18 protein-coding genes are annotated in these 24,485 nt (G+C 73.8%); 10 read left to right on the top strand and 8 right to left on the bottom strand.

What is annotated here, in order from left to right; translation table 11 throughout:
• Positions 1-231: 231 nt before the first annotated feature.
• From ACIO9K_RS30300 to ACIO9K_RS30330, 7 genes are all read right to left on the bottom strand, one after another.
• On the bottom strand, positions 232-1,434 hold the full coding sequence (locus ACIO9K_RS30300) for an acyl-CoA dehydrogenase family protein (RefSeq protein ID WP_400334729.1): 1,203 nt from the start codon (positions 1,432-1,434) through the stop codon (positions 232-234).
• A gap of 148 nt (positions 1,435-1,582) precedes the next feature.
• The gene (locus ACIO9K_RS30305) at positions 1,583-2,086 is read right to left on the bottom strand and encodes a MaoC family dehydratase (protein ID WP_363618581.1); all 504 of its coding nucleotides are present in this window, start codon (positions 2,084-2,086) and stop codon (positions 1,583-1,585) included.
• A gap of 10 nt (positions 2,087-2,096) precedes the next feature.
• A complete protein-coding gene (locus ACIO9K_RS30310) occupies positions 2,097-3,080 on the bottom strand; it encodes a CoA ester lyase (RefSeq protein WP_363618579.1) in 984 nt (327 codons plus the stop codon).
• A 27-nt stretch (positions 3,081-3,107) separates the two neighbouring features.
• Positions 3,108-5,135: a protein meaA gene (locus ACIO9K_RS30315; protein WP_363618577.1), complete on the bottom strand. Its 2,028-nt coding sequence runs from the start codon at positions 5,133-5,135 to the stop codon at positions 3,108-3,110.
• A 10-nt stretch (positions 5,136-5,145) separates the two neighbouring features.
• Positions 5,146-6,483: a crotonyl-CoA carboxylase/reductase gene (gene ccrA, locus ACIO9K_RS30320; protein ID WP_363618575.1), complete on the bottom strand. Its 1,338-nt coding sequence runs from the start codon at positions 6,481-6,483 to the stop codon at positions 5,146-5,148.
• 367 nt (positions 6,484-6,850) lie between these two features.
• Positions 6,851-7,771, bottom strand: a complete 921-nt coding sequence (locus ACIO9K_RS30325) for a TetR family transcriptional regulator (protein ID WP_400334732.1) — start codon at positions 7,769-7,771, stop codon at positions 6,851-6,853.
• Positions 7,772-7,965: 194 nt separating this feature from the next.
• On the bottom strand, positions 7,966-9,741 hold the full coding sequence (locus ACIO9K_RS30330; RefSeq protein WP_363618571.1) for a 3-hydroxybutyryl-CoA dehydrogenase: 1,776 nt from the start codon (positions 9,739-9,741) through the stop codon (positions 7,966-7,968).
• Between the two features lie 530 nt (positions 9,742-10,271).
• On the opposite strand from ACIO9K_RS30330, the gene ACIO9K_RS30335 reads away from it, so the two are divergent.
• From ACIO9K_RS30335 to ACIO9K_RS30345, 3 genes are all read left to right on the top strand, one after another.
• Positions 10,272-11,726, top strand: a complete 1,455-nt coding sequence (locus ACIO9K_RS30335; protein WP_400334734.1) for a glutamine synthetase — start codon at positions 10,272-10,274, stop codon at positions 11,724-11,726.
• Between the two features lie 3 nt (positions 11,727-11,729).
• A complete protein-coding gene (locus ACIO9K_RS30340; protein ID WP_400334736.1) occupies positions 11,730-12,866 on the top strand; it encodes an amidohydrolase family protein in 1,137 nt (378 codons plus the stop codon).
• Positions 12,867-13,074: 208 nt separating this feature from the next.
• Positions 13,075-14,562, top strand: coding sequence for a S8 family serine peptidase (locus ACIO9K_RS30345; protein ID WP_363580603.1), 1,488 nt, complete (start codon positions 13,075-13,077; stop codon positions 14,560-14,562).
• Positions 14,563-14,682: 120 nt separating this feature from the next.
• Here ACIO9K_RS30345 and ACIO9K_RS30350 read toward each other — a convergent pair whose 3' ends face one another.
• The gene (locus ACIO9K_RS30350) at positions 14,683-15,576 is read right to left on the bottom strand and encodes a HipA family kinase (protein ID WP_400334738.1); all 894 of its coding nucleotides are present in this window, start codon (positions 15,574-15,576) and stop codon (positions 14,683-14,685) included.
• A 122-nt stretch (positions 15,577-15,698) separates the two neighbouring features.
• Here ACIO9K_RS30350 and ACIO9K_RS30355 point away from each other — a divergent pair, with 122 nt between their 5' ends.
• The 7 genes from ACIO9K_RS30355 (at position 15,699) to ACIO9K_RS30385 (ending at position 24,466) form a co-directional block, all read left to right on the top strand.
• The gene (locus ACIO9K_RS30355; RefSeq protein WP_363580607.1) at positions 15,699-16,139 is read left to right on the top strand and encodes an SRPBCC family protein; all 441 of its coding nucleotides are present in this window, start codon (positions 15,699-15,701) and stop codon (positions 16,137-16,139) included.
• A 202-nt stretch (positions 16,140-16,341) separates the two neighbouring features.
• The gene (locus ACIO9K_RS30360; RefSeq protein WP_363618563.1) at positions 16,342-17,496 is read left to right on the top strand and encodes a glycosyltransferase; all 1,155 of its coding nucleotides are present in this window, start codon (positions 16,342-16,344) and stop codon (positions 17,494-17,496) included.
• 378 nt (positions 17,497-17,874) lie between these two features.
• A complete protein-coding gene (locus ACIO9K_RS30365) occupies positions 17,875-19,398 on the top strand; it encodes a sugar transferase (RefSeq protein WP_400334741.1) in 1,524 nt (507 codons plus the stop codon).
• Between the two features lie 5 nt (positions 19,399-19,403).
• Positions 19,404-20,717 carry an O-antigen ligase family protein gene (locus ACIO9K_RS30370; RefSeq protein WP_363580613.1) on the top strand — a complete coding sequence of 438 codons (1,314 nt, stop codon included), beginning with the start codon at positions 19,404-19,406 and terminating at the stop codon, positions 20,715-20,717.
• A complete protein-coding gene (locus ACIO9K_RS30375) occupies positions 20,714-22,450 on the top strand; it encodes a lipid II flippase MurJ (protein ID WP_400334743.1) in 1,737 nt (578 codons plus the stop codon). The genes ACIO9K_RS30370 and ACIO9K_RS30375 overlap by 4 nt, the downstream gene beginning before the upstream one ends.
• Entirely contained in the window at positions 22,440-23,354 is a 915-nt protein-coding gene (locus tag ACIO9K_RS30380) for a polysaccharide deacetylase family protein (RefSeq protein ID WP_363618557.1), read from the top strand. Before ACIO9K_RS30375 ends, ACIO9K_RS30380 begins: the two co-directional genes overlap by 11 nt.
• Positions 23,351-24,466 (top strand): glycosyltransferase, encoded by a 1,116-nt coding sequence (locus ACIO9K_RS30385; protein ID WP_363618555.1) that lies wholly within the window; start codon positions 23,351-23,353, stop codon positions 24,464-24,466. Before ACIO9K_RS30380 ends, ACIO9K_RS30385 begins: the two co-directional genes overlap by 4 nt.
• The last annotated feature ends 19 nt before the right edge of the window (positions 24,467-24,485 follow it).

Genomic DNA, 24,485 nt, shown 5'->3' on the forward strand with positions numbered 1-24,485 from the left:
GGCCCGTCGAGGGTGTGCGGAAGCGGCCGCGGGGCGTGTCGCCGCAGCTGTACGCCCTGCGGCCGCTTCCGGAGGGCCGTGCCGGACCCAGGCGGACCAGGCCGGGGCCGTGATGGCACGGCGGGTGGCCGGGACGGGCCCGCACGCCCGTCGACCGGCGGTTCGGAAGGGGTCGTCCAGCCGGCCCGGAGCGCCCCGGGGGCCGCTCGTCGAGCCGGGGTGACCCGGTGCTCACTCCGCGATCCGGTACTCCTCCAGGAGCCGGCGTCCGACGATCATCTTCTGGATCTCCGCAGTTCCTTCACCGATGAGCAGCATCGGGGCCTCGCGGTAGAGCCGCTCGATCTCGTACTCCTTGGAGAAGCCGTAGCCGCCGTGGATGCGGAACGCGTCCTCGACGACCTCCTTGCAGTACTCGGAGGCGAGGTACTTGGCCATGCCGGCCTCGAGGTCGTTGCGCTCGCCGCCGTCCTTCTTGCGGGCGGCCAAGACCATCATCTGGTGGGCGGCCTCGACCTTGGTGGCCATCTCGGCGAGCTTGAACTGGATGGCCTGGTGCTCGGCGATCTTCTTGCCGAAGGTGGAGCGCTGCTGGGCGTAGGAGATGCCGAGTTCGAAGGCGCGGCGGGCGACGCCGCAGCCTCGGGCGGCGACGTTGACGCGGCCGACCTCGACGCCGTCCATCATCTGGTAGAAGCCGCGCCCGGGGACGCCGCCGAGGACGCGGTCGGCCGGGATCCGGACGTCCTGGAGGACCAGTTCGGTGGTGTCGACGCCCTTGTAGCCCATCTTCTCGATCTTCCCGGGCACGGTGAGGCCGGGGACGGTCGGGTTCGGGCCGAATCCGGGGGTCTTCTCGATCAGGAAGGTGGTCATGTTCTTGTACGGGGTGCTGCCGCCCTCGTCGGTCTTGCACAGGACCGCGACGAGGGTGGAGGTGCCGCCGTTGGTGAGCCACATCTTCTGGCCGTTGAGGACGTAGGACTCCCCGTCCTTGACGCCCTTGGTGGAGATGGCCGAAACGTCGGAGCCGAGGCCGGGCTCGGACATCGAGAACGCGCCGCGGATTTCCCCGGCGGCCATCCTCGGCAGGAAGTGGTCCTTCTGCTCCTGGGTGCCGTGGGCGTTGATCATGTGCGCCACGATGAAGTGGGTGTTGACGATGCCGGACACGCTCATCCAGCCGCGGGCGATCTCCTCGACCACCAGGGCGTAGGTGAGCAGCGACTCGCCGAGGCCGCCGTACTCCTCGGGGATGGTGAGGCCGAAGAGGCCGAGCTGCTTCATCCCCTCGACGATGGCGGTCGGGTACTCGTCCTGGTGTTCCAGCTCGGTCGCGACCGGAATGATCTCCTTGTCGACGAAATCCCGCACGGTGGCGAGGATGTCCCGCTGGATCTCGGTGAGGCCGTCGGTCTGTGCCAGGCGTCCCATCGTGCGGCTCCGAAAGGTTTAAGGGGGCGGGGGGGGGGATTGCCGGGGGCCCTGCCGGCGTGGCTGCGGCGGCAGGGCCCCCGTTCCGGGTGGGGGCCGGCCGATGACGGCGGCCGGCCCCTCCGGGGTCTCAGGGGATTCGGGGCCCCTAGGAGAGGGGAGTCGGGCGGCCGGGCTGCTCGCCGCCGCGCTCCTTGACGTACGTCTCGGTCGGCACCATCACCTTGCGGCGGAAGATGCAGACGACCGTGCCGTCCTGCTTGTACCCCTTGGTCTCGACGTACACGATGCCGCGGTCGTCCCTGGACTTGGACGGCCACTTGTCGAGGACGGTGGTCTCGCCGTAGAGGGTGTCGCCGTGGAAGGTCGGCGCGACGTGCCGCAGCGACTCGATCTCCAGGTTGGCGATGGCCTTGCCGGAGACGTCCGGGACGGACATGCCCAGCAGCAGGGAGTAGACGTAGTTGCCCACCACCACGTTCCTGCCGAAGTCCGTCGTCCGCTCGGCGTAGTTGGTGTCCAGGTGGAGCGGGTGGTGGTTCATGGTGAGCAGGCAGAAGAGGTGGTCGTCGTACTCGGTGACGGTCTTGCCGGGCCAGTGCTTGTAGACCGCGCCGACCTCGAACTCCTCGTAGGTGCGTCCGAACTGCATCGCGTCGGCCTCAGCTTTCCGGGATCTCGAACTTGGCGGTGCGCTCCAGGCCGGCGGCCCGGCCCTTACCGGCGATGACCAGGGCCATCTTGCGGCTGGCCTCGTCGATCATCTCGTCGCCGAGCATCGCGGAGCCCTTGGCGCCGCCCGCCTCGGAGGTGCACCAGTCGTAGGCGTCGAGGATCAGCTCGGCGTGGTCGTAGTCCTCCTGGGAGGGCGAGAAGATCTCGTTCGCGGCGCCGACCTGGTCGGGGTGGAGCACCCACTTGCCGTCGAAGCCGAGGGCTGCGGCGCGCCGGGCGACCTCGCGGTAGCCCTCCTGGTTGCGGATCTGCAGGTACGGGCCGTCGATCGCCTGGAGGTCGTTGGCGCGGGCGGCCATCAGGATGCGCATCAGGATGTAGTGGTAGGCGTCGGCCGGGTAGCCGGCCGGCTGCTCGCCGACCACCAGGGACTTCATGTTGATGGAGGCCATGAAGTCGGCGGGGCCGAAGATGATGGTCTCCAGCCGGGGCGAGGCCTCGGCGATGGCGTCGACGTTGACCAGGCCCTTGGCGTTCTCGATCTGCGCCTCGATGCCGATCCGGCCGACCTCGAAGCCCATGGTCTTCTCGATCTGGGTGAGCAGCAGGTCGAGCGCCTTGACCTGTTCGGCGTCCTGGACCTTGGGCAGCATGATGCAGTCGAGGTTGGGGCCGGCGCCCTCGACGACGGTGATCACGTCGCGGTAGGTCCAGTGGGTGGTCCAGTCGTTGACCCGGACGACGCGGGTCTTGCCGCCCCAGTCGCCGTTGTTGAGCGCGTCGACGATGTGGTGGCGGGCGCTCTCCTTGACGAGGGGGGCGCAGGCGTCCTCCAGGTCGAGGAAGACCTGGTCGGCGGGGAGGCCCTGGGCCTTCTCCAGGAAGCGCGGGTTGCTGCCGGGCACGGCGAGGCAGGAGCGGCGCGGGCGCAGACGGTTGAAGGTGGCGGCGGGCGACGGGTGGGCAGACATGAGGGTGGGTCGGTTCCTTCCCAGTGGTCAGCTGGTGGGCGCGGGTGCGGGCGTCCAGGGCTGGAGCTTGTTGGCGAGCCGGATCTCGTCCACGATCCGGCCGATGATGGTGGTGATGCCGAAGTCCTTCGGGGTGAACACGGCGGCGACGCCGGCGGCCTTGAGGGCCTCGCCGTCCGCTGCCGGGATGATGCCACCCACGATCACCGGGACATCCTGCACCCCGGCCCGGCGCAGCCGGCGCAGGACGTCGGGCACCAGCTCGCAGTGGGCGCCGGAGAGGATCGACAGGCCCACGCAGTGCACGTCCTCCGCGACGGCGGCGGAGACGATCTGCTCGGGGGTCAGCCGGATGCCCTGGTAGACCACCTCGAACCCGGCGTCGCGGGCCCGGACGGCGATCTGCTCGGCGCCGTTGGAGTGCCCGTCCAGGCCGGGCTTGCCGACCAGCAGGCGCAGCTTGCCGGAGCCCAGCTCCTCGGCGGTGGCGGCGACGGCGGCGCGCACCGCGGCCAGTTCCCCGCCGGGTTCGGCGGCCACCGCGACCGGGGCGCCGCCGACGCCGGTGGGCGCGCGGTACTCGCCGAAGACCTCGCGCAGGGCGAAGGCCCACTCGCCGGTGGTGACGCCGGCCCGGGCACAGGCGAGCGTGGCCGGCACCAGGTTGGCGTCGGTGGCCGCGGTGGCCTTGAGCTCGGCCAGCGCGGTCTGGACGGCGGCCTCGTCGCGCTGCCCGCGCCAGGCCTCCAGGGCGGCGAGCACGGACTGCTCGGAGGCCGGGTCGACGACCATGATGGCGGTGTCGAGGTCGGCCGTGAGCGGGCTCTCCTCGGTGGTGTCGAAGCAGTTGACGCCGACGATCCTGTCCTCGCCGGACTCGATCCGGGCCCGCCGGGCGGCGTGCGAGGAGACCAGGTTGGACTTCAGGTAGCCGGACTCCACGGCCGGAATCACCCCGCCCATGGCCAGCACCTTGGCGATCTCCGCCTCGGCGCCGGCCAGCAGGTCGGCGGTCTTGGCCTCGACCACCTCGGAGCCGTTGAAGAGGTCGCCGTACTCCAGCAGGTCCGACTCGTAGGCCAGCACCTGCTGGATCCGCAGCGACCACTGCTGGTCCCAGGGCCGGGGCAGGCCCAGCGCCTCGTTCCAGGCGGGCAGTTGGACGGCGCGGGCGCGGGCGTCCTTGGAGAGGGTGACGGCCAGCATCTCCAGGACGATCCGCTGGACGTTGTTCTCCGGCTGGGCCTCGGTCAGGCCGAGCGAGTTGACCTGGACGCCGTAGCGGAAGCGGCGCTGCTTCGGGTCCTGGACGCCGTAGCGCTCCAGCGTGACCTTCTCCCACAGCTGGGCGAAGGCGCGCATCTTGCACATCTCCTCGACGAAGCGCACGCCGGCGTTGACGAAGAAGGAGATCCGGGCGACCACCTCGCCCATCCGCTCGGCCGGCACCTGGCCGGAGTCGCGGACGGCGTCGAGCACCGAGATGGCGGTGCACATCGCGTAGGCGATCTCCTGGACGGGGGTGGCCCCGGCCTCCTGCAGGTGGTAGCTGCAGATGTTGATCGGGTTCCACTTGGGGATGCGGCCGACGGTGTAGGCGATCATGTCGGTGATCAGGCGCACCGAGGGGCCGGGCGGGAAGACGTGCGTCCCGCGCGAGAGGTACTCCTTGACGATGTCGTTCTGGGTGGTGCCGGTGAGCTTGGCGATGTCGGCGCCCTGCTCCTCGGCGACCACCTGGTAGAGCGCCAGCAGCCACATCGCGGTGGCGTTGATCGTCATGGAGGTGTTGGTCTGTTCGAGCGGGATGCCGTCGAACAGGGTGCGCATGTCGCCGACGTGGCCGACCGGGACGCCGACCCGGCCCACCTCGCCGCGGGCGAGGAGGTGGTCGGAGTCGTAGCCGGTCTGGGTCGGCAGGTCGAAGGCGACGGAGAGGCCCGTCTGGCCCTTCGCCAGGTTCCGCCGGTAGAGCGCGTTGGAGTCGCTCGCGGTGGAGTGCCCGGCGTAGGTGCGCATCAGCCAGGGGCGGTCGCGCTTGTGCTGATCGGTCATCGGGTCGGCCTCAGACGTTCCGGAAGCGGTTGATCGCCGGCAGGTGCTGCTCGCGCAGCGCGTGGTCGCGCACGCCCAGGCCCTCCTCCGGCGCCAGGCAGAGCACGCCGACCTTGCCCTGGTGCTTGTTGTGGTGCACGTCGAGGGCGGCCTGACCGGTCTCCTCCAGGGAGTAGACCTTGGACAGGGTCGGGTGGATCCGGCCCTTGGCGACCAGGCGGTTGGCCTCGAAGGCCTCGCGGTAGTTGGCGAAGTGCGAGCCGACGATGCGCTTGAGCGACATCCACAGGTAGCGGTTGTCGTACTGGTGCATGAAGCCGGAGGTGGAGGCGCAGGTGACGATGGTGCCGCCCTTGCGGGTGACGTACACCGAGGCGCCGAAGGTCTCCCGGCCCGGGTGCTCGAAGACGATGTCGACGTCCTCGCCGCCGGTGAACTCGCGGATCTTCGCGCCCAGGCGCTTCCACTCGCGCGGGTCCTGGGTGTGCTCGTCCTTCCAGAACCGGTAGCCCTCGGCGGAGCGGTCGATGATCGCCTCGGCGCCCATGGCGCGGCAGATGGCGGCCTTCTGGTCGTTGGAGACCACGCAGATCGGGGTGGCGCCGCCGGCCAGCGCGTACTGGGTGGCGTACGAGCCGAGGCCGCCGCTGGCTCCCCAGATCAGCACGTTGTCGCCCTGCTTCATGCCGGCGCCGTTGCGCGAGACCAGCTGGCGGTACGCGGTGGAGTTGACCAGACCGGGGGAGGCGGCCTCCTCCCAGGTGAGGTGCTTGGGCTTGGGCAGCAGCTGGTTGGTCTTCACCAGGGCGATCTGGGCCAGCCCGCCGAAGTTGGTCTCGAAGCCCCAGATGCGCTGCTCCGGGTCCATCATCGTGTCGTTGTGGCCGTCCGGGGACTCCAGCTCGACGGAGAGGCAGTGCGCGACGACCTCGTCGCCGGGCTTCCAGGCGTTGACGCCGGCGCCGGTGCGCAGCACCACGCCCGCGAGGTCGGAGCCGAGGACGTGGTACGGCAGGTCGTGGCGCTTGGTGAGCGGCGACAGCCGGCCGTAGCGCTCCAGGAAGGAGAAGGTGGAGACCGGCTCGAAGATCGAGCTCCAGACGGTGTTGTAGTTCACCGCGCTGGCCATGACGGCGACCAGCGCCTCGCCGGGGCCCAGCTCGGGCAGGGCGACCTCGTCGAGGTGAAGGGACTTGCGGGGGTCCTTGTCGCGGCTGTCGAGGCCCGCGAACAGCTGCTCCTCGTCCTTGTGGAGCGTCACCGCTCGGTAGGACTCGGGAAGCTTGACGGCGGCGAAGTCCTCCGACGTGGCGTCGTTGCTGAGGATCGCGTCGAGGATTTCCTGCATGGCTGCCTCCGAAGGCGTACCTGTGTGAGGGCACAGGGCGTCTGGGGTAGCCGGGAGCGGACACCGGCTTCGCTGAGGTGGGTGGTGGGTGGTCGGGCTGGGCGCCCGGGGTGGACCGGGCCGAACGCGCACTGCTCCCGGGGTGTGGGAACGCCGGACGACGGCGCGCCGAGGTGGGGAGCCGCGGCGCCGCGACTGGTGAGTAACAAGGTAGTGGCACCCTGTGCCACTCGTAAAGACACCGGGTGTCACGAATTCCGGCGCGCTGGAGCGGCCCCTGAACGCGCTGCGGCGGATGTCGAAAGGGCCCGCATCGACTGCTCGACGCGGGCCCTCGATATCGCTCTGACCTGGCTAGATGATGGGCTCAGGACTCCCTGGCGCCACTCAGCGCGGCCCGGATGCTGTCCACCACCACGTCCAGCGGAGCGTCCGTCCGGGCGACTGTGATGAGCACCTCACCTCCAGGACTGGCACTCAGTGCGCTCTCGGCCAGCACGTCACCGGGAGCCCCATTGGCACCCGGTGCCACCAGGGAGCCGCGGCGTCTGGCACCCGGCGTGCTGGAGGCCCAGAAGGTCCGCCGGATCACCTCGAAGGAGTGGTCCAGCTGCGCCTCCACGTCCCCGCGCCCGCCGGCCCGCAGCCAGCGCCGCAGCACGTGGTTGTGCGCCGCGACGACCGCCGCCGCCGACACCTCGGCCAGCATCGAGTCGTCCTCGCCGCCGCGCTGCCAGCCCGACGGGATGGACTCCCCGGTGTCGAAGCGGCCCAGCAGGTACCGGGTGAACAGCCGCTCGTACCGGGCCACCACGGCGATCTCCCGCTCGCGCAGCGCCGGGACCTGACGGATCAGCTGGTACCGCGCGACCGACACCCCCGGCGTCGAGGCGTACATCCGCAGCACCTCCTTGATGCCGCGGCAGACCACGTCCAGCGGGTGCTCCTCCGGCTCGGCGCTGGCCAGCAGGTCGGCCACCCGGACGAGGGTGTCGTCGTGGTCCGGGAAGATCGCCTCCTCCTTCGACCGGAAGTACCGGAAGAAGGTCCGCCGGGCCACCCCGGCGGCGGCCGCGATCTGGTCGACCGTGGTCTCCTCGTAGCCCTGCGAGGAGAACAGCTCCATCGCGGCCGTGGCCAGGTCCTGACGCATCTGCTGGCGCTGCGCCGCCGCCCGGCGGCTGCCCGGCCCCCCTTCCGGCCCGGTGCCCCCGGTCGAGGAGGCCGTCCGGTCGGCGCCGCGCGGTCCGGCGGAGTGCTGCGGGGTGGCTGACTGAACCCGATCCATGTCCGGAACGCTACACGGCCCCGGCGGTTCGGCCGCGGCCCTTCCCCGACGGACCGGTGCGACCGGGCCGGTGACGGCCGGTCTGGGCCAGCGCGCGGACACCGTCCCCGGGCTCCAGCCCGGTCTGGCCGGGCCCGACCCGGTCCCGGGCGGCGCCGCCTCGCGCGCGGCGGCGCCCCCGGCAGCCGGCGTGGTCACCGGCGCGCGTGGTCGCGGAAGCCGCGGCCGGTCTTGCGGCCCAGGCAGCCGGCGGCGACCAGGTGCTCCAGCAGCGGCGCGGCGGCCAGGCCCGGTTCGCGGAACTCCTGGTGCAGCACCTGCTCGATGGTCAGCGAGACGTCCAGGCCGACCACGTCCAACAGCTCGAACGGGCCCATCGGGTAGCCGCAGCCCAGCTTCATCGCGGTGTCGATGTCGTCCACCGTCGCGTAGTGCTCCTGGAGCATCCGCACCGCGTCGTTCAGGTAGGGGAAGAGCAGCGCGTTGACGATGAAGCCGGCCCGGTCGCCGCACTCCACCGGGTGCTTGCGGACCTCGGCGGTCAGCTCCAGCACGGTCGCGGTGACGTCCGGCGCGGTCAGCACGGTGGAGACCACCTCGACCAGCTTCATGGCCGGCGCCGGGTTGAAGAAGTGCATGCCGATCACGTCCTGCGGCCGCGAGGTGGCCGTCGCGCAGCTGATCACCGGCAGCGAGGAGGTGGTGGTGGCGAGCACCGCTCCCGGCCTGACGATCTTGTCCAGGGTGGCGAACAGCTCGCGCTTGACCGCCAGGTCCTCGGCCACCGCCTCGATCACCAGGTCCACCTCGGCCAGCTCGGCGTACTGGCCGACCGGGGTGACCAGCGCCAGCGCGGCGTCCCGCGCCTGCGCGCTCAGCCGGCCCCGGTCGACCGCGCGCGCCAGCGACTTCGCCAGCTGCGCCTTGGCCCGGTCGGCCTTCTCCTGGCTGCGGGCGGCCAGCAGCACCGGGCGGCCGGCCTTGGCGAAGACCTCGGCGATGCCGGTCGCCATGGTGCCCGAGCCGCAGACGCCGACCGTGCGGACCTCCCGGCCCGCCACCGCGGCCCGCGCCGGGCCGGCCGCCGCGTCGACGGCCCTGGACGAGCCGGGCGCCTCGTAGGTGTAGAAGCCGCGGCCGGACTTGCGGCCCAGCAGCCCGGCCGCGACCAGCTGGCCGAGGATCGGGGCGGGTGCGTGCAGGCGGTCCCGGGACTGCTCGTACATCGCCTCCAGGACGGTCCGTGCGGTGTCCACGCCGATCAGGTCGAGCAGCGCCAGCGGGCCCATCGGCAGGCCGCAGCCGAGCCGCATAGCGGCGTCGATGTCCTCCCGGGAGGCGTACTTGGACTCGTACATCGCGGCGGCCTGGTTCAGGTACGCGAACAGCAGGCCGTTGACGACGAAGCCGGCCCGGTCGCCGGCCGCCACCGGCTCCTTGCCGAGGTCCCGGGCGAACGCGGCGGCGTCCTCGGCGACCTGCGGGGAGGTCAGCACCGTGCGGACCACCTCGACCAGCTTCATGCTGTGCACCGGGTTGAAGAAGTGCAGGCCCAGCACCCGCTCCGGGCGGGCGGTCGCGGCGGCGATCCGGGTCACCGAGAGCGCGGTGGTGCCGGTGGCCAGCACCGTCCCCGCCGGGCAGATCCGGTCCAGCTCGGCGAAGAGCTCCCGCTTCAGCTCCAGCTGCTCGGGCACCTCCTCGATCACCAGCTCGGCCCCGGCGGCGGCCGACAGCTCGTGGCCGACCGAGATCAGCGCCAGCAGCGCGGTGCGCTCCCCGGCGGTGATCCGCTCCCGGTCGACCGCGTGCGCGGTCGCCTCCTCGATCCGGGCCAGCGCCCGGGCGGCCGAGTCCTCGGTGGCCTCGATGCCGATCACCCGGCGGCCGCTCCTGGCGACGGCCACCGCGACACCGGCACCCATCGTGCCGAGGCCGACGACGGCGACCGTGGAAAAGGGACGCTCCATCTGTCCTGACTCCTAGTCCTGAAGGGCCCGCGCACGCTCCGGCGGCCGGGCCGCCGCGCCCGCGCGTGCGGCGGGGGCGGCCGCCGCCGGGGGAGGGTCCGCGCGCGGGGCTGGGGAGATGACGGGTTCCGGCACACCGCCGCGGCGGCCGGTCCGCTCCGGCCGAACTGAGGGGTGTGCCGTGGTGCTCAGGCGCTCAGGGGTGAAAGGAAGCGGCTCTGATACGAGGAAGGAGACCCGGCCCGCCGCGGTTCGCGGCGCCGGCCGGTGAATGACGCACCGCGCGCCCGCCGTGGACACGGCGACCGCAGGCCCCCGCCGGTGCGGCTCCCGTAGCCCGGCGGTGGTGCGTCCGGCCACTGTAGCGAAGCTACCCGCGAGTAGGAAGGGGTGCGGGCGTCACAAAAGGCATCGGGACGGCGGGGCGGGGGCCGGCGGCGGCCCGAACGGGTGAACGGACGGACGGACGTCCACGGGGACCACTCGATAGGGGAGTTACCCGGCCGCGACGGGCGGGGCAACATGGGGGCATGACCCTCGGAACCGCCGCCGGCCCCGCCGCGTCCGCCACCGGCTCCACCGGCCCGGCCGGAGGCCTCGGTGGGCACCTCGCCGCCGTCACGCTGCCCCCGTGCGCCGCGCGCGTCGAACAGGCCGAGGCCGCCGTCGACCGGCTGCGCACCGCCGCCGTCGACGCGGTGGCCGTCACCTGGGTGGACAACGCGGGCATCACCCGGGTCAAGGCCGTCCCGCTGGGCGCCCTGGTGCACGCCGCGCAGTGGGGCGTCGGCGCCGCACCCTGCTTCGACGTCTTCCTCGCCGACGACGGCATCACCACCAGCCCGAGCGCCGGCGGCCCCACCGGGGACCTGCGGCTCTACCCCGACCTCGACCGGGTCGTCCCGCTGGCCGCCCAGCCCGGCTGGGCCTGGGCCCCGGGGGACCGGCACACCCAGGCCGGCACCCCGCACCCCGGCTGCCAGCGGCTGTTCGCCCGCCGGATGGAGGCCGCCGCCGCCGAGCGCGGGCTGACCCTGCGGGCCGGCATCGAGGTCGAGTGGGTGGTCGCCCTCGCCGGCGGCCCGCAGGACGAGCCGCAGTACCCGACGCACGGCCCCGCGTACGGGATGCACCGGCTCACCGACCTCACCGACTACCTGCGGGACGTCCTGCGCGCCCTCGGCGAGCAGGGGCTGACCGTCCTGCAGATCCACCCCGAGTACGCCCCGGGCCAGTTCGAGGTCTCGGTGGCCCCCGAGGGCCCGGTCGGCGCCGCCGACACCTCCGTCCTGGTCCGGCACACCGTGCGGGCCGTCTCCGCCCGGCACGGCCTGCGGGTCTCCTTCGCCCCCGTGGTCGAGCCCGGCGCGGTCGGCAACGGCGGGCACCTGCACCTGAGCCTCTGGCGGGACGGCCACAACCTCGGCCACGGCGGCCCCGGCCCGCACGGCCTGACCGCCGAGGCCGAGGGCTTCCTCGCCGGGGTGCTCGGCGCGCTGCCCGAACTCCTGGTGCTCGGCTGCTCCAGCCCGGCCGGCTACCTGCGGCTGGTGCCCTCGCACTGGGCCGGCGCCTACCAGTGCTGGGGCCTGGAGAACCGCGAGGCCGCGCTGCGCCTGGTGACGGGCTCCACGGGGGAGCGGGCCGCCGCCGCCAACGCCGAGGTCAAGTGCTTCGACGCCAGCGCCAATCCGTACCTGGCGGTCGGCGCGGTGCTCGCCGCCGGTCTCGCCGGTCTCGACCGACACCTGTCGCTGCCTCCGGAGTTCACCGGGGACCCGGCCGCCGCCGAGCCCGGCGCGGTGCCCCGGCTGCCGACCGGCCCGGTGGAGGCGCTGGCCGCGTACGAGCGGTCGGCGGTGCTGCGCGAGGCGCTCGGCGGGCCGCTGTACGAGGCGGTGCTGGCGGTGCGCCGGGCCGAGGGCGAGCAGTACGCCGTCGCCACCCCCGAGCAGCTGGTCGCCGCCACCCGCTGGCGGTACTGACCGGTGCCCGCCGGGGCCCTGGCGGTGCCCGCGCTGGTCGACCACCACTGCCACAGCGTGGTGGCGGCCGACCTCGCCGACGACGCCCTGGCCGGGCTGCTCACCGAGTCCGACCGACCGCCCGCGCCCGGCTGTTCGCCCTTCGACAGCGCACTCGGCCTGGCCGTCCGGCGCTGGTGCCCGCCCGCCCTCGGCCTGCCCGCGCACGCCCCGGCCGCCGACTACCTGGCCCGGCGGCGCGAGCTGGGCGGCGCCGAGGCCACCCGCCGGCTGCTGGCCGCCGCCGGGCTGGACACCTGCCTGGTGGACACCGGGCTGACCACCGCCGCGGGCCTTCCGCTGCTGCCGCTCGGCGAACTGGCCGCGGCCGCCGGGGCGGTGGTGCACGAGGTGGTTCGGCTGGAGTCGGTGGCCGAGGCGGTGGCGGGCCCGGCCGAGTCCTGGCCGCAGGCCGTCGGGGAGGCGCTGGCGGCGGCGGCCGCGGGTGCGGTCGCGGTCAAGTCGGTGCTCGCCTACCGGCACGGCCTGGCCGCCCCCGCCGAACGGCCCGCGCGGGCGGCCGTGGTGGCCGCGGCCGGCGCCTGGCTGCGCGGCGGGCGGGGCCGGCTGGCCGACCCGGTGCTGCTGCACCACCTGCTCTGGACGGCCGTGGACGTCTGCGCCGGGCTGGGCCTGCCGCTCCAACTCCACACCGGCTTCGGCGATCCCGACCTCACCCTGCACCGGGCCGATCCGTCGCTGCTGACCGGTTTCGTGCGCGCGGCCGAGCCGAGCGGCGTCCCGCTGGTGCTGCTGCACTGCTACCCGTACCACCGCCAGGCCGGGTGGCTGGCCCAGGCCTTCCCGACGGTGTACACCGACCTCGGGCTGACCGCCTCCTACACCGGCCCGCGGGTGGCGGCGGTGCTGGGCGAGATGCTGGAACTGGCGCCGTTCGGCAAGCTGTTGTTCTCCACCGACGCGTACGGGCTGCCCGAGTTGTACCTGGTGGGCGCCGCCCAGTTCCGGTACGGACTGGGGGCGGTGCTGGCCGACTGGCAGGCGGGTGGCGCCTGTTCGGCGGCGGACGCGCGGCGGCTGGCCCGGCTGGTCGCCGCGGACAACGCCCGCGCGCTGTACTCGCTGCCCGGCGCACCGTAGCACGTCGGCGAACCGTCACTTTTTAACACTCTTCAACTCTGTTGACGTGTTGGGCCTCCGGACTCCTCGCTTCCGATGTTGGCCAACATGTGACGATTAGATGACTACCTCTTGCGCTTATCAGCGAATATTCATTAGCGTCCCGATCATTCCAGGCGCACCTGCCACACCGCAGCTGCCGCATGACGACTCGGGAGGGCCAACCCCTATGAGAGTTCCTCGGATCAGCCGGACCCGGTTCGCGGCGGTGGGCCTCGTGCTCGCCACCGCCGGCGCCCTCGCGCTCCCGGCCGGCACCGCCGTCGCGGCCCCCTCGGCGGGCTCGACGACCGGTCCGCTGCTCAGCTACGTCGTCAACACCAAGGCCAACCACGGCCAGGTGCAGAAGGTCGAGAAGGCGATCACCGCCCTCGGCGGCTCGGTGGTGTACTCGTACGAGCAGATCGGCGTCGTCATCGCCCGCTCGGACGACACCGCGTTCGCGCAGAAGCTGCGTCAGGCCAAGGGCGTCGACTCCGTCGGTGCCAGCCGCACCAAGGGCATCACCGCCGCCGACCAGGCCAAGGCCGAGGTCGCCGCCGAGCCCGCCGGCGCGCCCGCCGCCGGTCAGGAGCCGTACGAGGCCAACCAGTGGGACATGCGCCAGATCGGTGTCGACAAGGCGCACAAGCTCTCGCTCGGCAACCGCAACGTCACCGTCGGTGTGCTGGACTCCGGCATCGACGCGACGCACGAGGACCTGGCCGCCAACGTGGACGCCTCGCAGTCGGTCTCCTGCATCGACGGCGGCAAGCCGAACACCGACTGGAAGTCCTGGCAGCCCACCACCAGCGACCACGGCACCCACGTGGCCGGCACGATCGGCGCCGCCAAGAACGGCAAGGGCGTCGTCGGCATCGCCCCGAACGTGAAGCTGGCCGCGGTCAAGGTCGTCGACGACGGCGGGTTCATCTACCCGGAGTACGCGATCTGCGGCTTCGTGTGGGCCGGTGAGCACCAGTTCAAGGTGACCAACAACAGCTACTACGTCGACCCGTGGATGTTCAACTGCCCGAACGACAAGGACCAGGCCGCGATCAGCGCCGCCGTCCGCAAGGCGGTCTCGTTCTCGCAGCGCAAGGGCGTCCTCAACGTCGCCGCGGCGGGCAACGAGAACATCGACCTGGCGCACAAGACCGTTGACGTCGCCAGCCCGGACGACACCACCAAGGTGACCCGTCCGGTCACCAACGACTGCCTGTCGCTGCCGACCGAGCTGCCCGGCGTCATCGCCGTCTCCTCGGTGGGCGTCAAGGGCGACAAGGCGTACTACTCCAGCTACGGCAAGGGCGTCGTGACCGTCGCCGCGCCGGGTGGCGACGCCCGCTACCAGATCCCGGACACCCCGGACAAGAACGGCCGGATCCTCTCCACCATCCCGGGCAACAAGTACGGCTACATGCAGGGCACCTCGATGGCCACCCCGCACGTCGTCGGCGTGGTCGCGCTGCTCGCCAGCACCTTCCCGTGGGCCAACCCGGACGAGCTGACCGAGCTGCTCACCAACCAGGCGGAGTCGCACCCCTGCCCGACCGGCGAGTACAACCCGGGCGGCACCGGCGCGTACAAGGCCACCTGCGAGGGCGGCGCGGACGACAACGGCTTCTACGGCGCGGGCATCATCAACGCCGAGAAGGCGGTCCAGTGGTGGCGCTGACGCGCTGACCACGGCGACACCTGAACACTGAGCCGGGGAGCGGGCCCATCCGGGTCCGCTCCCCGGTCGTTTCCTGCCCGGGCCCGCCCGGCCGACCTCTCCGGGCGAGCCCCGGCCCGCTCACTCGACGTGCTGGCCCCAGCCGGTCTCCACCGACGGCTTGCCGTGCAGGTCCGGGACTTCCTGGAGCCAGGCGGGCCGGCCGGCCCGGGTCCGGGCCTCCCGGCGGCGTTCGGCCTCGCGCAGCTGCTCGGGGGTGGCGAAGCCCTCCGGGAGCCACTGCGCGGAGAGCACCACCCGGGCGGCCAGGTGGGTCACGTAGGCGTGCCGGACGGCGGCCGCCGAGTCGAAGCCGGGCTCGTCGGCCAGCCACTCGTCCGGGACGAGCGCCAGCACCTCCTCCAGCAGGCCGACGGTGACCAGCGGGCCGAGTTCCTCGTCGGCCAGCCGGACGTCCGGGGCCGAGCCGCCCAGCGCGTGCGCGCTGAGGTCGTAGCGCCTGCCGACCGCCGCCTCGGCGGTGGTCCAGCGGTGGTGGAAGATCAGCGCGGCGCCGTTGTCGATCAGCCAGAGCCGTCCGTGCCAGACCACCAGGTTGGGGTTGTGGACGGTGCGGTCGACGTTACCGGTGAGGGCGTCCAGCCAGACCACCCGCCCGGCCTCGGCGGAGTCCACCGGGATCATGCCCGGCCGGTAGTCCCGCGCGCCGGGCAGCAGGTCCATCCCGAGGTTGAGACCGCCGCTGGCCTTGAGCATGTCCTGGATCTCGGCGTCGGGCTCGTCCGCGGCGACGGCCGGATCGAAGTCCACCAGCCGCAGCTCGGGGACGCGCAGGCCGAGCCGCCGGGCCAGCTCGCCGACGATCACCTCCGCGACCAGCGCCTTGCGGCCCTGCGCGGCGCCGGTGAACTTGACCACGTAGGTTCCCAGGTCGTCGGTCTCCACCACACCGGGGACGGAGCCGCCGGACCGCAGCGGGTCGACGTAGCGCACTGCTGTCACCAGATCGAGCACACCGGCCACCCTATCCCGCCGCCCCGCCACCGCGGCGGGCCGTCCGGTCGGCCTCCGCCCCCGGCGCTGTGATTGGCTTGCCGGTGAGAATCGGAAGACCACCGGACGAGGAGAGCAAGGCCATGGGACAGGTGCAGGCCACCACCGAGCGGGACTACGACGCCGCCCCCGAGCGGGTGTACGAGGCGCTGGCCGACTACCGGGTGACCCGTCCGAAGCTGCTGCCCCCGCAGTACAGCGAGTACGAGGTCCGGGTCGGCGGCACCGGCGCCGGCACCCAGGTGCACTGGAAGCTCCAGGCCACCGAGAAGCGCGTGCGGGACTGCCTGTTCACCGTCTCGGCGCCCTCGCCCGACCAGCTGGTGGAGAAGGACGCCAACTCCAGCATGGTGATCACCTGGACCGTCTCGGCGGCCGGTGAGGGCCGGTCGAAGGTCGTCGTCTCGGCCACCTGGCAGGGCGCGAGCGGCATCGGCGGCTTCTTCGAGCGCACCTTCGCCCCGAAGGGCCTGAACCGGATCCACGACCAGGTGCTGGCCAACCTGGCCGCCGAGGTCCGCTGAGTCCGCGAGCTCGCTGAGTCCGCCGAGCTCACTGAGCCCGCCGAGTTCGTCGAGTTCGTCTTTCCCACGGAAATTCGCCCGGGAATTCGAGCGGCCCGCCCACCCGTACGAGCGGAAAGCCGTACGGGTGGACGGCCCGCCACCTCCGGGTGACGAGGGCCGCCCGGCACGGGGGAGCCACCCTAGGCTCGCCGCCGTGCATATGACGATCCTTCACATTTCACAGCCCGTGGACGGCGGAGTCGCCCGCGTCGTCGCCGATCTGGTCCGGGGGCAGCGCGAGGCCGGTCACCGGGTGCTGGTCGCCTGCCCGGGCGGCGGCCGGCTGGCCGAGGAAGCCGCCGCCGTGGGCGCGCTGGTCCACGACTGGCCCGCCGGGCGCTCGCCGGGCCCGGGCACCGCCGCCGAGGCGTGGCGGCTGCGCCGGATCGTCCGGGCGGCCGCGCCCGACGTGGTCCACCTGCACAGCGCCAAGGCCGGGCTGGCCGGCCGGCTGGCGGTGCGCGGCGCGGTGCCGACCGTCTTCCAGCCGCACGCCTGGTCCTTCGCCGCCGTCGAGGGCCCGCTGGCCACCGCCACCCTGCACTGGGAGCGCTTCGCCGGCCGCTGGGCGCACCGCCTGCTCTGTGTCAGCGTCCAGGAGCGGGCCGACGGCGTCGCCGCCGGGGTGAGCGCGGACTGGGCGGTGGTGCCCAACGGCGTGGACGTGCGCCACTACGCACCCGCCGACCGCCGGGCGGCCCGGATCGCGCTGGGCCTGGACCTGGACGCCCCGCTCGCGGTCTGCGTCGGCCGGCTGTGCCGCCAGAAGGGCCAGGACGTGCTGCTGGCGGCCTGGCCGGAGGTGCTGCGGGCGGTGCCGCAGGCCCGGCTGGCGCTGGTCGGCGGCGGCCCCGAGGAGAACCGGCTGGCGGACCTGGTCCGGGAGTCGGCCGAGCCGTCCCGGGTCCGGCTGGTCGGGGACGTGCCGGACCCGAGGCCGTGGCTGGCGGCGGCCGACCTGGTGGTGCTGCCCTCGCGCTGGGAGGGCATGGCGCTGGCCCCGCTGGAGGCGATGGCGGTGGCCCGTCCGGTGCTGCTGACCGACGTGCCGGGCGCCCGGGAGTGCCTGCCCCAGGCCGAGCGGGGGCGGGCGGTGGTGCCGCCCGAGGACGTGACCGCGCTCGCCACCCGAATGGCGGAAGCACTGTCCGATTCGATCGAGTGTGAGCGACGCGGGGCGAGGCTGCGCGATCACGTGGTCGCCCGGCACGACGTCCGCACGGTGGTCGAACAGGTGGACGCGCTGTACCGCCATCTGCTGGGTGCCGGTCCGGCGGCCGGGCGGCGCCGGGCCCGTGTCCCAGAGCGGATCTGATCGTTTCACATGCCGTGAATGCCCGCCGATCCGGCGCCGTCGTATTCGCACCCTCAACCGGATAGGGACGAGGCGTCAAATCCGAAATACCTATTAATGGGCGGCTGGAATGAAACGGCAAGTCAACTTCCAGCCTACGCAGCCAGGTTATGTATTGTCGGATTTCGCCTGCTTCGTTTCGATTTCACGCCGGGAATTCGCGACTGAGCCCTTCATGGTCGCGCCCCGCGCGGCCGGGCCCGGTGCGAGAGGACCGAAAGCCGCCAGCGGTAGCAGGTGCTGTCAGGACCGCGCCCACCGGGCCGGGACGGCCGCTCCGCGCCATCCGGTGCCGGGGCGCCGTCACCCCGGGCACACAGCAGGGGAGTTCGTGCGCTGATGACTATTGACCACGACAGCGTGCCGCGATCCGGTCGGTCCCTGTCCGGCCCGCGGCGGCCCGGCACCGGGCTGCTCGACCGCCCGGCCGGATCCGCCCAGACCCGGACGGTGCCGCCGCCCCGCCGGCACCGCGGGGCGGTCCGATCCCGGCTCGCCCTGCCGCTCGCGCTGGTCCAGGTCGACGCGATCGCGCTGTGCACCGCCACCGGCCTCGCCAACCGGGCCGTCGACCCGGCCGTCCCGCTCGCGCCGCTGCTCGGTGCCGCCGCCGTCCTGCCCCTGCTGCTCGTGCTCAACCTGTTCGGCGGCCTCTACCGCACCCGGCTCACCCTCTCCGTCCTGGACGAACTGCCCGCGCTGGCCGTCCGGGCCGTCGTCGCCACCGCCTTCGCCGTCACCCTGGCCGGCTGTCTGGACGGCCGCTGGCCCGACTGCGGCCCGGCCACCCCGGCCCGGCTCACCGTCCTGCTCGGCGTCCAGCTGCTGATCGCAGCCGTCGGCCGCGCCGTGCTCTACCACCTGGTCCGGCGGATCCGCCGCAGCCGCCCCAACCCCGTCCTGGTGCTCGGCGCCGGCCGGCTCGGCCGCCGGGTCGCCGCCGCCCTCAGCGAGCGCGGCGAGTACGGGATGCGCCCGGTCGGCTTCCTCGACGCCGACCCGCCGCTGCTCGCCGGCGACACCGACCTGCCCGTCCTCGGCGGCCGCGAGGTGCTGGAGCGCGAGGTCCGCCGGCACCGGATCCACCACGTGGTCGCCACCGCCGGCGCCGCCGACGAGGCCGAGACCGCCGCCGCCCTGCGCGACGCCGCCCGGCTCGGCTGCCAGGTCTGGCTGGTGCCCGCGCTGCGCGAGCACGGCTCGCTGCCCGCCGGCCCGCTGGCCGGAGCCGACCACCTGTGGGGCTTCCCCTGCCTGCGGGTCGGCAGCCCGGCGATGCACCGCCCCGGCTGGGCCGCCAAGCGCGTCCTGGACGTCACCGCCGCCGGGCTCGGCCTGCTGCTGCTCGCCCCCGTCCTGGTGCTCTGCGCGCTGGCCGTCCGCTTCGACACCGGCCCCGGCGTGCTCTTCCGCCAGCAGCGCACCGGGCTCGACGGCAAGGTCTTCACCGTCCTCAAGTTCCGCACCCTGCGCCCGAGCAACGAACACGAGTCGGCGACCCGCTGGAACATCTCCCAGGACCACCGGATGGGCGCCGTCGGCCGGCTGCTGCGCCGCAGCTCGCTGGACGAGCTGCCGCAGCTGTGGAACGTGCTGTGCGGAGACATGAGCCTGGTCGGCCCGCGCCCGGAACGCCCCTACTTCGTCATGCGGTTCGGCCAGGCCTACCCCGAGTACGCCGACCGCCACCGCGTCCCGGTCGGCCTGACCGGCCTCGCCCAGGTCAACGGCCTGCGCGGGGACACCTCGATCGAGGACCGGGCCCGGTTCGACAACCGCTACATCGAGAGCTGGAGCCTCTGGCAGGACGTCAAGATCCTGTGCCGCACCGCGGTCCTGATGCTCCACCCGGACGGGAGCTGACCCGCGTGGCCCTGACCCTTCCCGCCGTCCCGCGGCTCGCGTTACGCAAGGCGCTGCCCGCGCTCGCGGACCGGCCCAGCCCGCTCGCCGCGGCGACCGTCCTGCTGGTCTGCGTGCCCACCGGCGAGAAGGACGTCGCCGCCGCCGTCCACGTCACCGCCGCCGACGTGGCCTCGCTGGCCCTGGTCGCCCTCACCGCGCTCAACCTGCTGCGCGGGCGGCTGCCCGCCGTCAGCCGCGCCACCTGCGTGCTGTTCGGCGGCATCGTGGTCGCCGCCGCCGTCGCCACCGTCGGCTCGATCGACCCGGCCACCAGCCTCACCGGCTTCGTCCGGCTCACCCAGGTGTTCGTCCTGGTGCCGGCCGGGGTGCTCTGCTCGCTGCGCGACCGCGTCGACCAGCGGCTGGTCCTCGGCTCCTTCGTGCTCGCCGCGCTGATCCAGGGCGTGGTCGGCGCGCACCAGTACCTCACCCGGACCGGCGCCTCCTACACCGGCCAGCCGATCCGGGCCGTCGGCACCTTCGGCGCCCTCGACATCATGGCGATGTCCACGGTCGTCAGCTACGGCCTGCTCGCCGCCCTGGCCCTGGCGCTCGCCGAGCGCCGCCCCGGCGGCGACGTCCGGCTGCGGCGCGCCATGTTCGCGGCCGCCGCCTTCCTGGCCTTCCCGCTCGCCGTCTCGTTCAGCCGCGGCAGCTGGATCGCCACCGCCGCCGCGGCCACCGTGCTGCTGCTGCGCGCCGACGCCCGGCTCGCCGTCCGCGGCGCCGTCCTCGGCCTGGCCGCCGCGGTCGTCCTGGTCGGCGGCCTCGGCCTCGGCGCCTCCGGAGTCACCGAGCGGCTCAGCTCGATCGGCTCCGTCTCCGCCGCCCCCGACCAGTCCGTCTCCGACCGCTACGACCTGTGGTCCACCGCCGGGCGGATCTGGCAGGACCACCCCGTCCACGGCGCCGGCCCCAAGGCCTTCCAGCAACTGCGCGACAGCCACGCCCCGCTGCGGCTCTCCTCCGGCAGCGACGCCGCCGACCCCACCATCGGCTTCCAGCGCGAACCGCTGCTCTCCCCGCACAACATGTACTTCCTGGTGCTCAGCGAGCAGGGTCTGATCGGCATCGTCGCCTACGCCGCGCTCTTCCTCGGCCTGCTGCTCGGCTGCCTGCGCCACTCCCGCGGCCCGGCCCTCGCCGCCCTGGCCCTGCTCACCTGGGTGCTGGTCGACTTCCTGTACGCGGACATCGGCGGCACCACCACCGTGCTGACCTCCGTCGTCCTCGGCCTCGCGGCCCGGGCCTGCGTCGCGGAGGCCGACCCGCGATGACCACCGACCAGCCGGCCCTCGCCTCCGCCGTGCCCGCCCCGCGCGGCGCCGCCGACGGCCCGCCGTCCGGGCCCGACCCGGCCCCCCGGCGCGGCTTCCTCGCCAAGGCCTTCGGCATCACCGCCGTCCTCAGCGCCGCCGGATCCGGCCTCGGCCTGCTGCGCGACCTCCTGCTGGCCCGCTACTTCGGCGCCAACCAGGGCACCGACGCCTTCCTGGTCGCCTGGACCGTCCCGGAGACGGCCGCGCCGCTGCTGATCGAGGACGCCATGTCCTTCCTCATGGTGCCCGCCTTCGCGCTCGCCCTGGTGCTGCGCGAGGAGGATCCGGACGCCCCCGACCCGGTCCGCCAACTGGTCCGCGCCACCCTGCCCTGGCTGCTGCTCGCGCTCAGCGGGCTCGCGCTGGCCGCCGCCCTCGGCGCCCCGCAGCTGGTCGAGCTGCTCGCCCCCGGCCTGGCCAACCCCGGCCTCGCCGTCACCTGCACCCGGATCACCGCGATCACCGTGCTGCCGTTCGGCGTGGCCGGCTACCTCGCCGCCGCGCTGCGCGCCCACCACCGCTTCACCGCGCCGGCCGGCATCTACGTCGCCTACAACGTCGGCATCCTCGCCGTGCTGCTCGGCTGCCAGTCCTTCCTGGGCGTGCGCTCCGCCGCCCTGGGCGTCGCGCTCGGCAGCCTGCTGATGGCCGGGCTGCTGGTCGCCCCGTTCCTGCGCCGGCTGCGCCAGGGCGCGGGCCCGGGATCGCACCCCGGCGCGGGCCGTGCCCGCCGCTCCCGCAAGGCGCTGGTGCTGATGCCGTTCGCCCTGCTGCCGGTGGCCGCGTTCACCCTGACCCGCCAGTCGCAGGTCTTCGTCGAGCGCTACCTCGGCTCGGCGCTGCCGCCCGGTACCATCTCGCACCTCAACTACGCCGCCAAGGTCTCCCAACTGGCCATGACGGCCGGCATCCTGATCTGCACCGTCACCTTCCCGCTGGTCGCCCGGGCGCTGGCGGCCGGGGACCTCGCCGCCGCCCGGGACCGGGTCGAGAAGGACCTCGGCCAGGCCGCGGCGGTCGTCCTGGGCGGCACCGCCTTCCTGATGGCCTGCGCCCCCTCGGTGGTCTCGCTGCTCTTCCAGCGCGGCGCCTTCGGCCCGCAGGACACCGCCGCCACCGCCGCCGTCATCCGGGTCTACAGTTTCGGCCTGCCCGCCCAGGCACTGATCGGCGTGATGATCCGCCCGTACTTCTCGCTGCGCCCGGTGGTCCGCCGGGCCGACGATCCGGGCACCGAGGACGGCGGCCGTCGGCTGCTGGACTGGTTCCCGGTCGCCGCGATGCTGCTCGGCCTCGGCGTCACCGTCGTGGTCAGCCTGCTCGCCACCCCCCGCTTCGGCGCCCTCGGGCTCGCCGCCGGGAACGCGGCCGGCATCACCGCCACCGCCGCACTGCTGCTGCACGGCCTGGTGCTGCGCGGCATCCCGCTGCGGCTGCGCCGGGTGCTCGGCGGCCACGCCCGGCTGGTGGCCGCCGCCGGCGGCGCCACCGCCCTCGGCGCCGCCGTCGCCGGGCTGGCCGCCGGCCCCCTGCTCTCCACCCTCCTCGGGGGCCTCACCGTGGCGCTGGCCTTCGCCGTCCTCGGCACCGGCCTCGGCGCGCGTGAGGTGCGCGGTCCGGTCCTCGCCGTGGCCCGGGCCCTGAACCCGCCAACCGTCGCCGATGAAGGGAAGCTTCCCCATGGACAATGAACGGGGAACCGTCCGTTCGGCCCAGGCGGGCGTCCGCCGCCAGGCCGTACCGGCCGCAGCCGCACCACGCGGCGACCTCCCGTACACCGACCCCGCCGGGCCGGAGGCGCAGCTGCCCAGGAGCCACCGCCCGCTCGGCGAACCGTCCGGCCCCGGTCCCTCCTCGCCGTGGATCCTGATGTACCACTCGGTGGCGGTCGAGAAGGAGGACCCGTACCAGCTGACCGTCAGCCCCGAGCGGTTCGCCGAGCAGGTCGCCTGGCTGCACCGGCGCGGGCGGCGCGGCGTCTCCGTGCGCGAGCTGATGCGGGCCCGGGCCGTCGGCCGGGACGACGGACTGGTCGGGCTGAGCTTCGACGACGGCTACGCGGACTTCGCGCGCCACGCCGTGCCGATCCTCCAGGCGTACGGCTTCACCGCCACCGCGTACGTGGTCGCCGACCTGCTCGGCCGGGACAACGGCTGGGACACGAAGGGGCCGCGCAAGCAGCTGCTCACCGTCCAGGAGGTCACCGAACTCGCCTCCGCCGGCTGGGAGATCGGCTCGCACGGCCTCGGCCACCAGGCGCTGCCCGGCCTGCCGGCCGATGTCCTGGCGGTGCAGACCCGGGAGAGCCGGCGCCTCCTGGAGGAGGTGGTCGGCGGCCCGGTCACCGGCTTCTGCTACCCGTACGGCGCCGTCGACCTGCCCGCCACCGAGGCCGTGCGCGACGCCGGCTACGACTACGCCTGCGCCATCGCGCACTCCCCGCTCACCGGCCGCTTCGCGCTGCCCCGCTGCTACGTCGGCGACCGCGACGGCGCCTGGCGGCTGCGCGCCAAACGCGGCCGGCAGCGGCTGCGCGACGCCGTCACCGAGCTGCGCCGAAGCCCCCTGGCCGCCCGGCGGGGGGCCCGGCCGTGAGGGTCCTGCACATCGTCACCGGCCTCGCCTCGGGCGGCGCCGAGCGCCAACTCCACCTGCTGCTGAGGCACTTGCCCGCACACCAGCAGTGCGAGGTGGTCGCACTGACCAACCCCGGCACGGTCGCCGCCGCGCTGCGCGCCGACGGGGTGACCGTCCACCACCTCGGCATGCGCGGCAACCGCGACCTGGGCGCGCTGCCCCGGCTGGTCCGGCTGGTCCGCTCCGGCCGCTACGACCTGGTGCACACCCACCTGTACCGGGCGCAGCTGTACGGCCGGCTGGCGGCCCGGCTCGCCGGGGTCCGCGCGGTGGTCTCCACCGAGCACTCCCTGCACGCCGGGGTGATCGAGGGCCGCCCGGTCACCCGCGGCGTCAAGGGCCTCTACCTGGCGGCCGAGCGACTCGGCAGCACCACCGTCGCGGTCTCCCGGCAGGTCGCCCAGACGCTGCACTCCTGGGGCGTCCCACCGGCCCGGGTCGAACTGATCCCCAACGGCATCGACACCGCCCGCTACCGCCGCCCGGCCGCAGACCGGGCCGCCACCCGCCGCCGGCTGCGGGCCGAACTCGGCCTTCCGGAGGGGAGCTGGGCGGTCGGCGGAGTCGGCCGGCTGGTCCCCGGCAAGCGCTTCGAGGTGCTGCTGGAGGCCCTCGCCGCTCTCGACCCGGCCGCCCGGCTGGTGCTGGTCGGCGCGGGCCCGGAGCGCGCCGCGCTGGAGCACCGGGCCGCCGAACTCGGCGTCCGGGAAAGGCTGGTGCTCACCGGCGAGCGCGACGACGTGCCCGACCTGCTGACCGCCCTGGACGTGCTGGCCGCCCCCTCCACCGCGGAGACCTTCGGCCTCGGCATCCTGGAGGGCCTCGCGGCCGGCCTGCCGGTGCGGCACAGCGCCTGCCCGGCGCTCGACGAACTGCCGCCCAGCGCCGCCCCGCAGGCCCGCCGGATCCCGTCCGAGGGCGCCGCGTACGCCGCCGCGCTGCGCGACCTGCGGCACCTGAACGACCACAACTCCGACCCGCTGCCGCACCCCCCGGCGGTCGGCCACTACGACATCGCCCGGGTCGCCGCAGACCTGGGCGCCCTCTACGACCGGCTGGCCCGCGCTTGACCGCCCGCCGCCGCCGGAA

This window comes from Kitasatospora sp. NPDC087271 (assembly GCF_044744605.1).
Taxonomy (GTDB): Bacteria; Actinomycetota; Actinomycetes; order Streptomycetales; family Streptomycetaceae; genus Kitasatospora.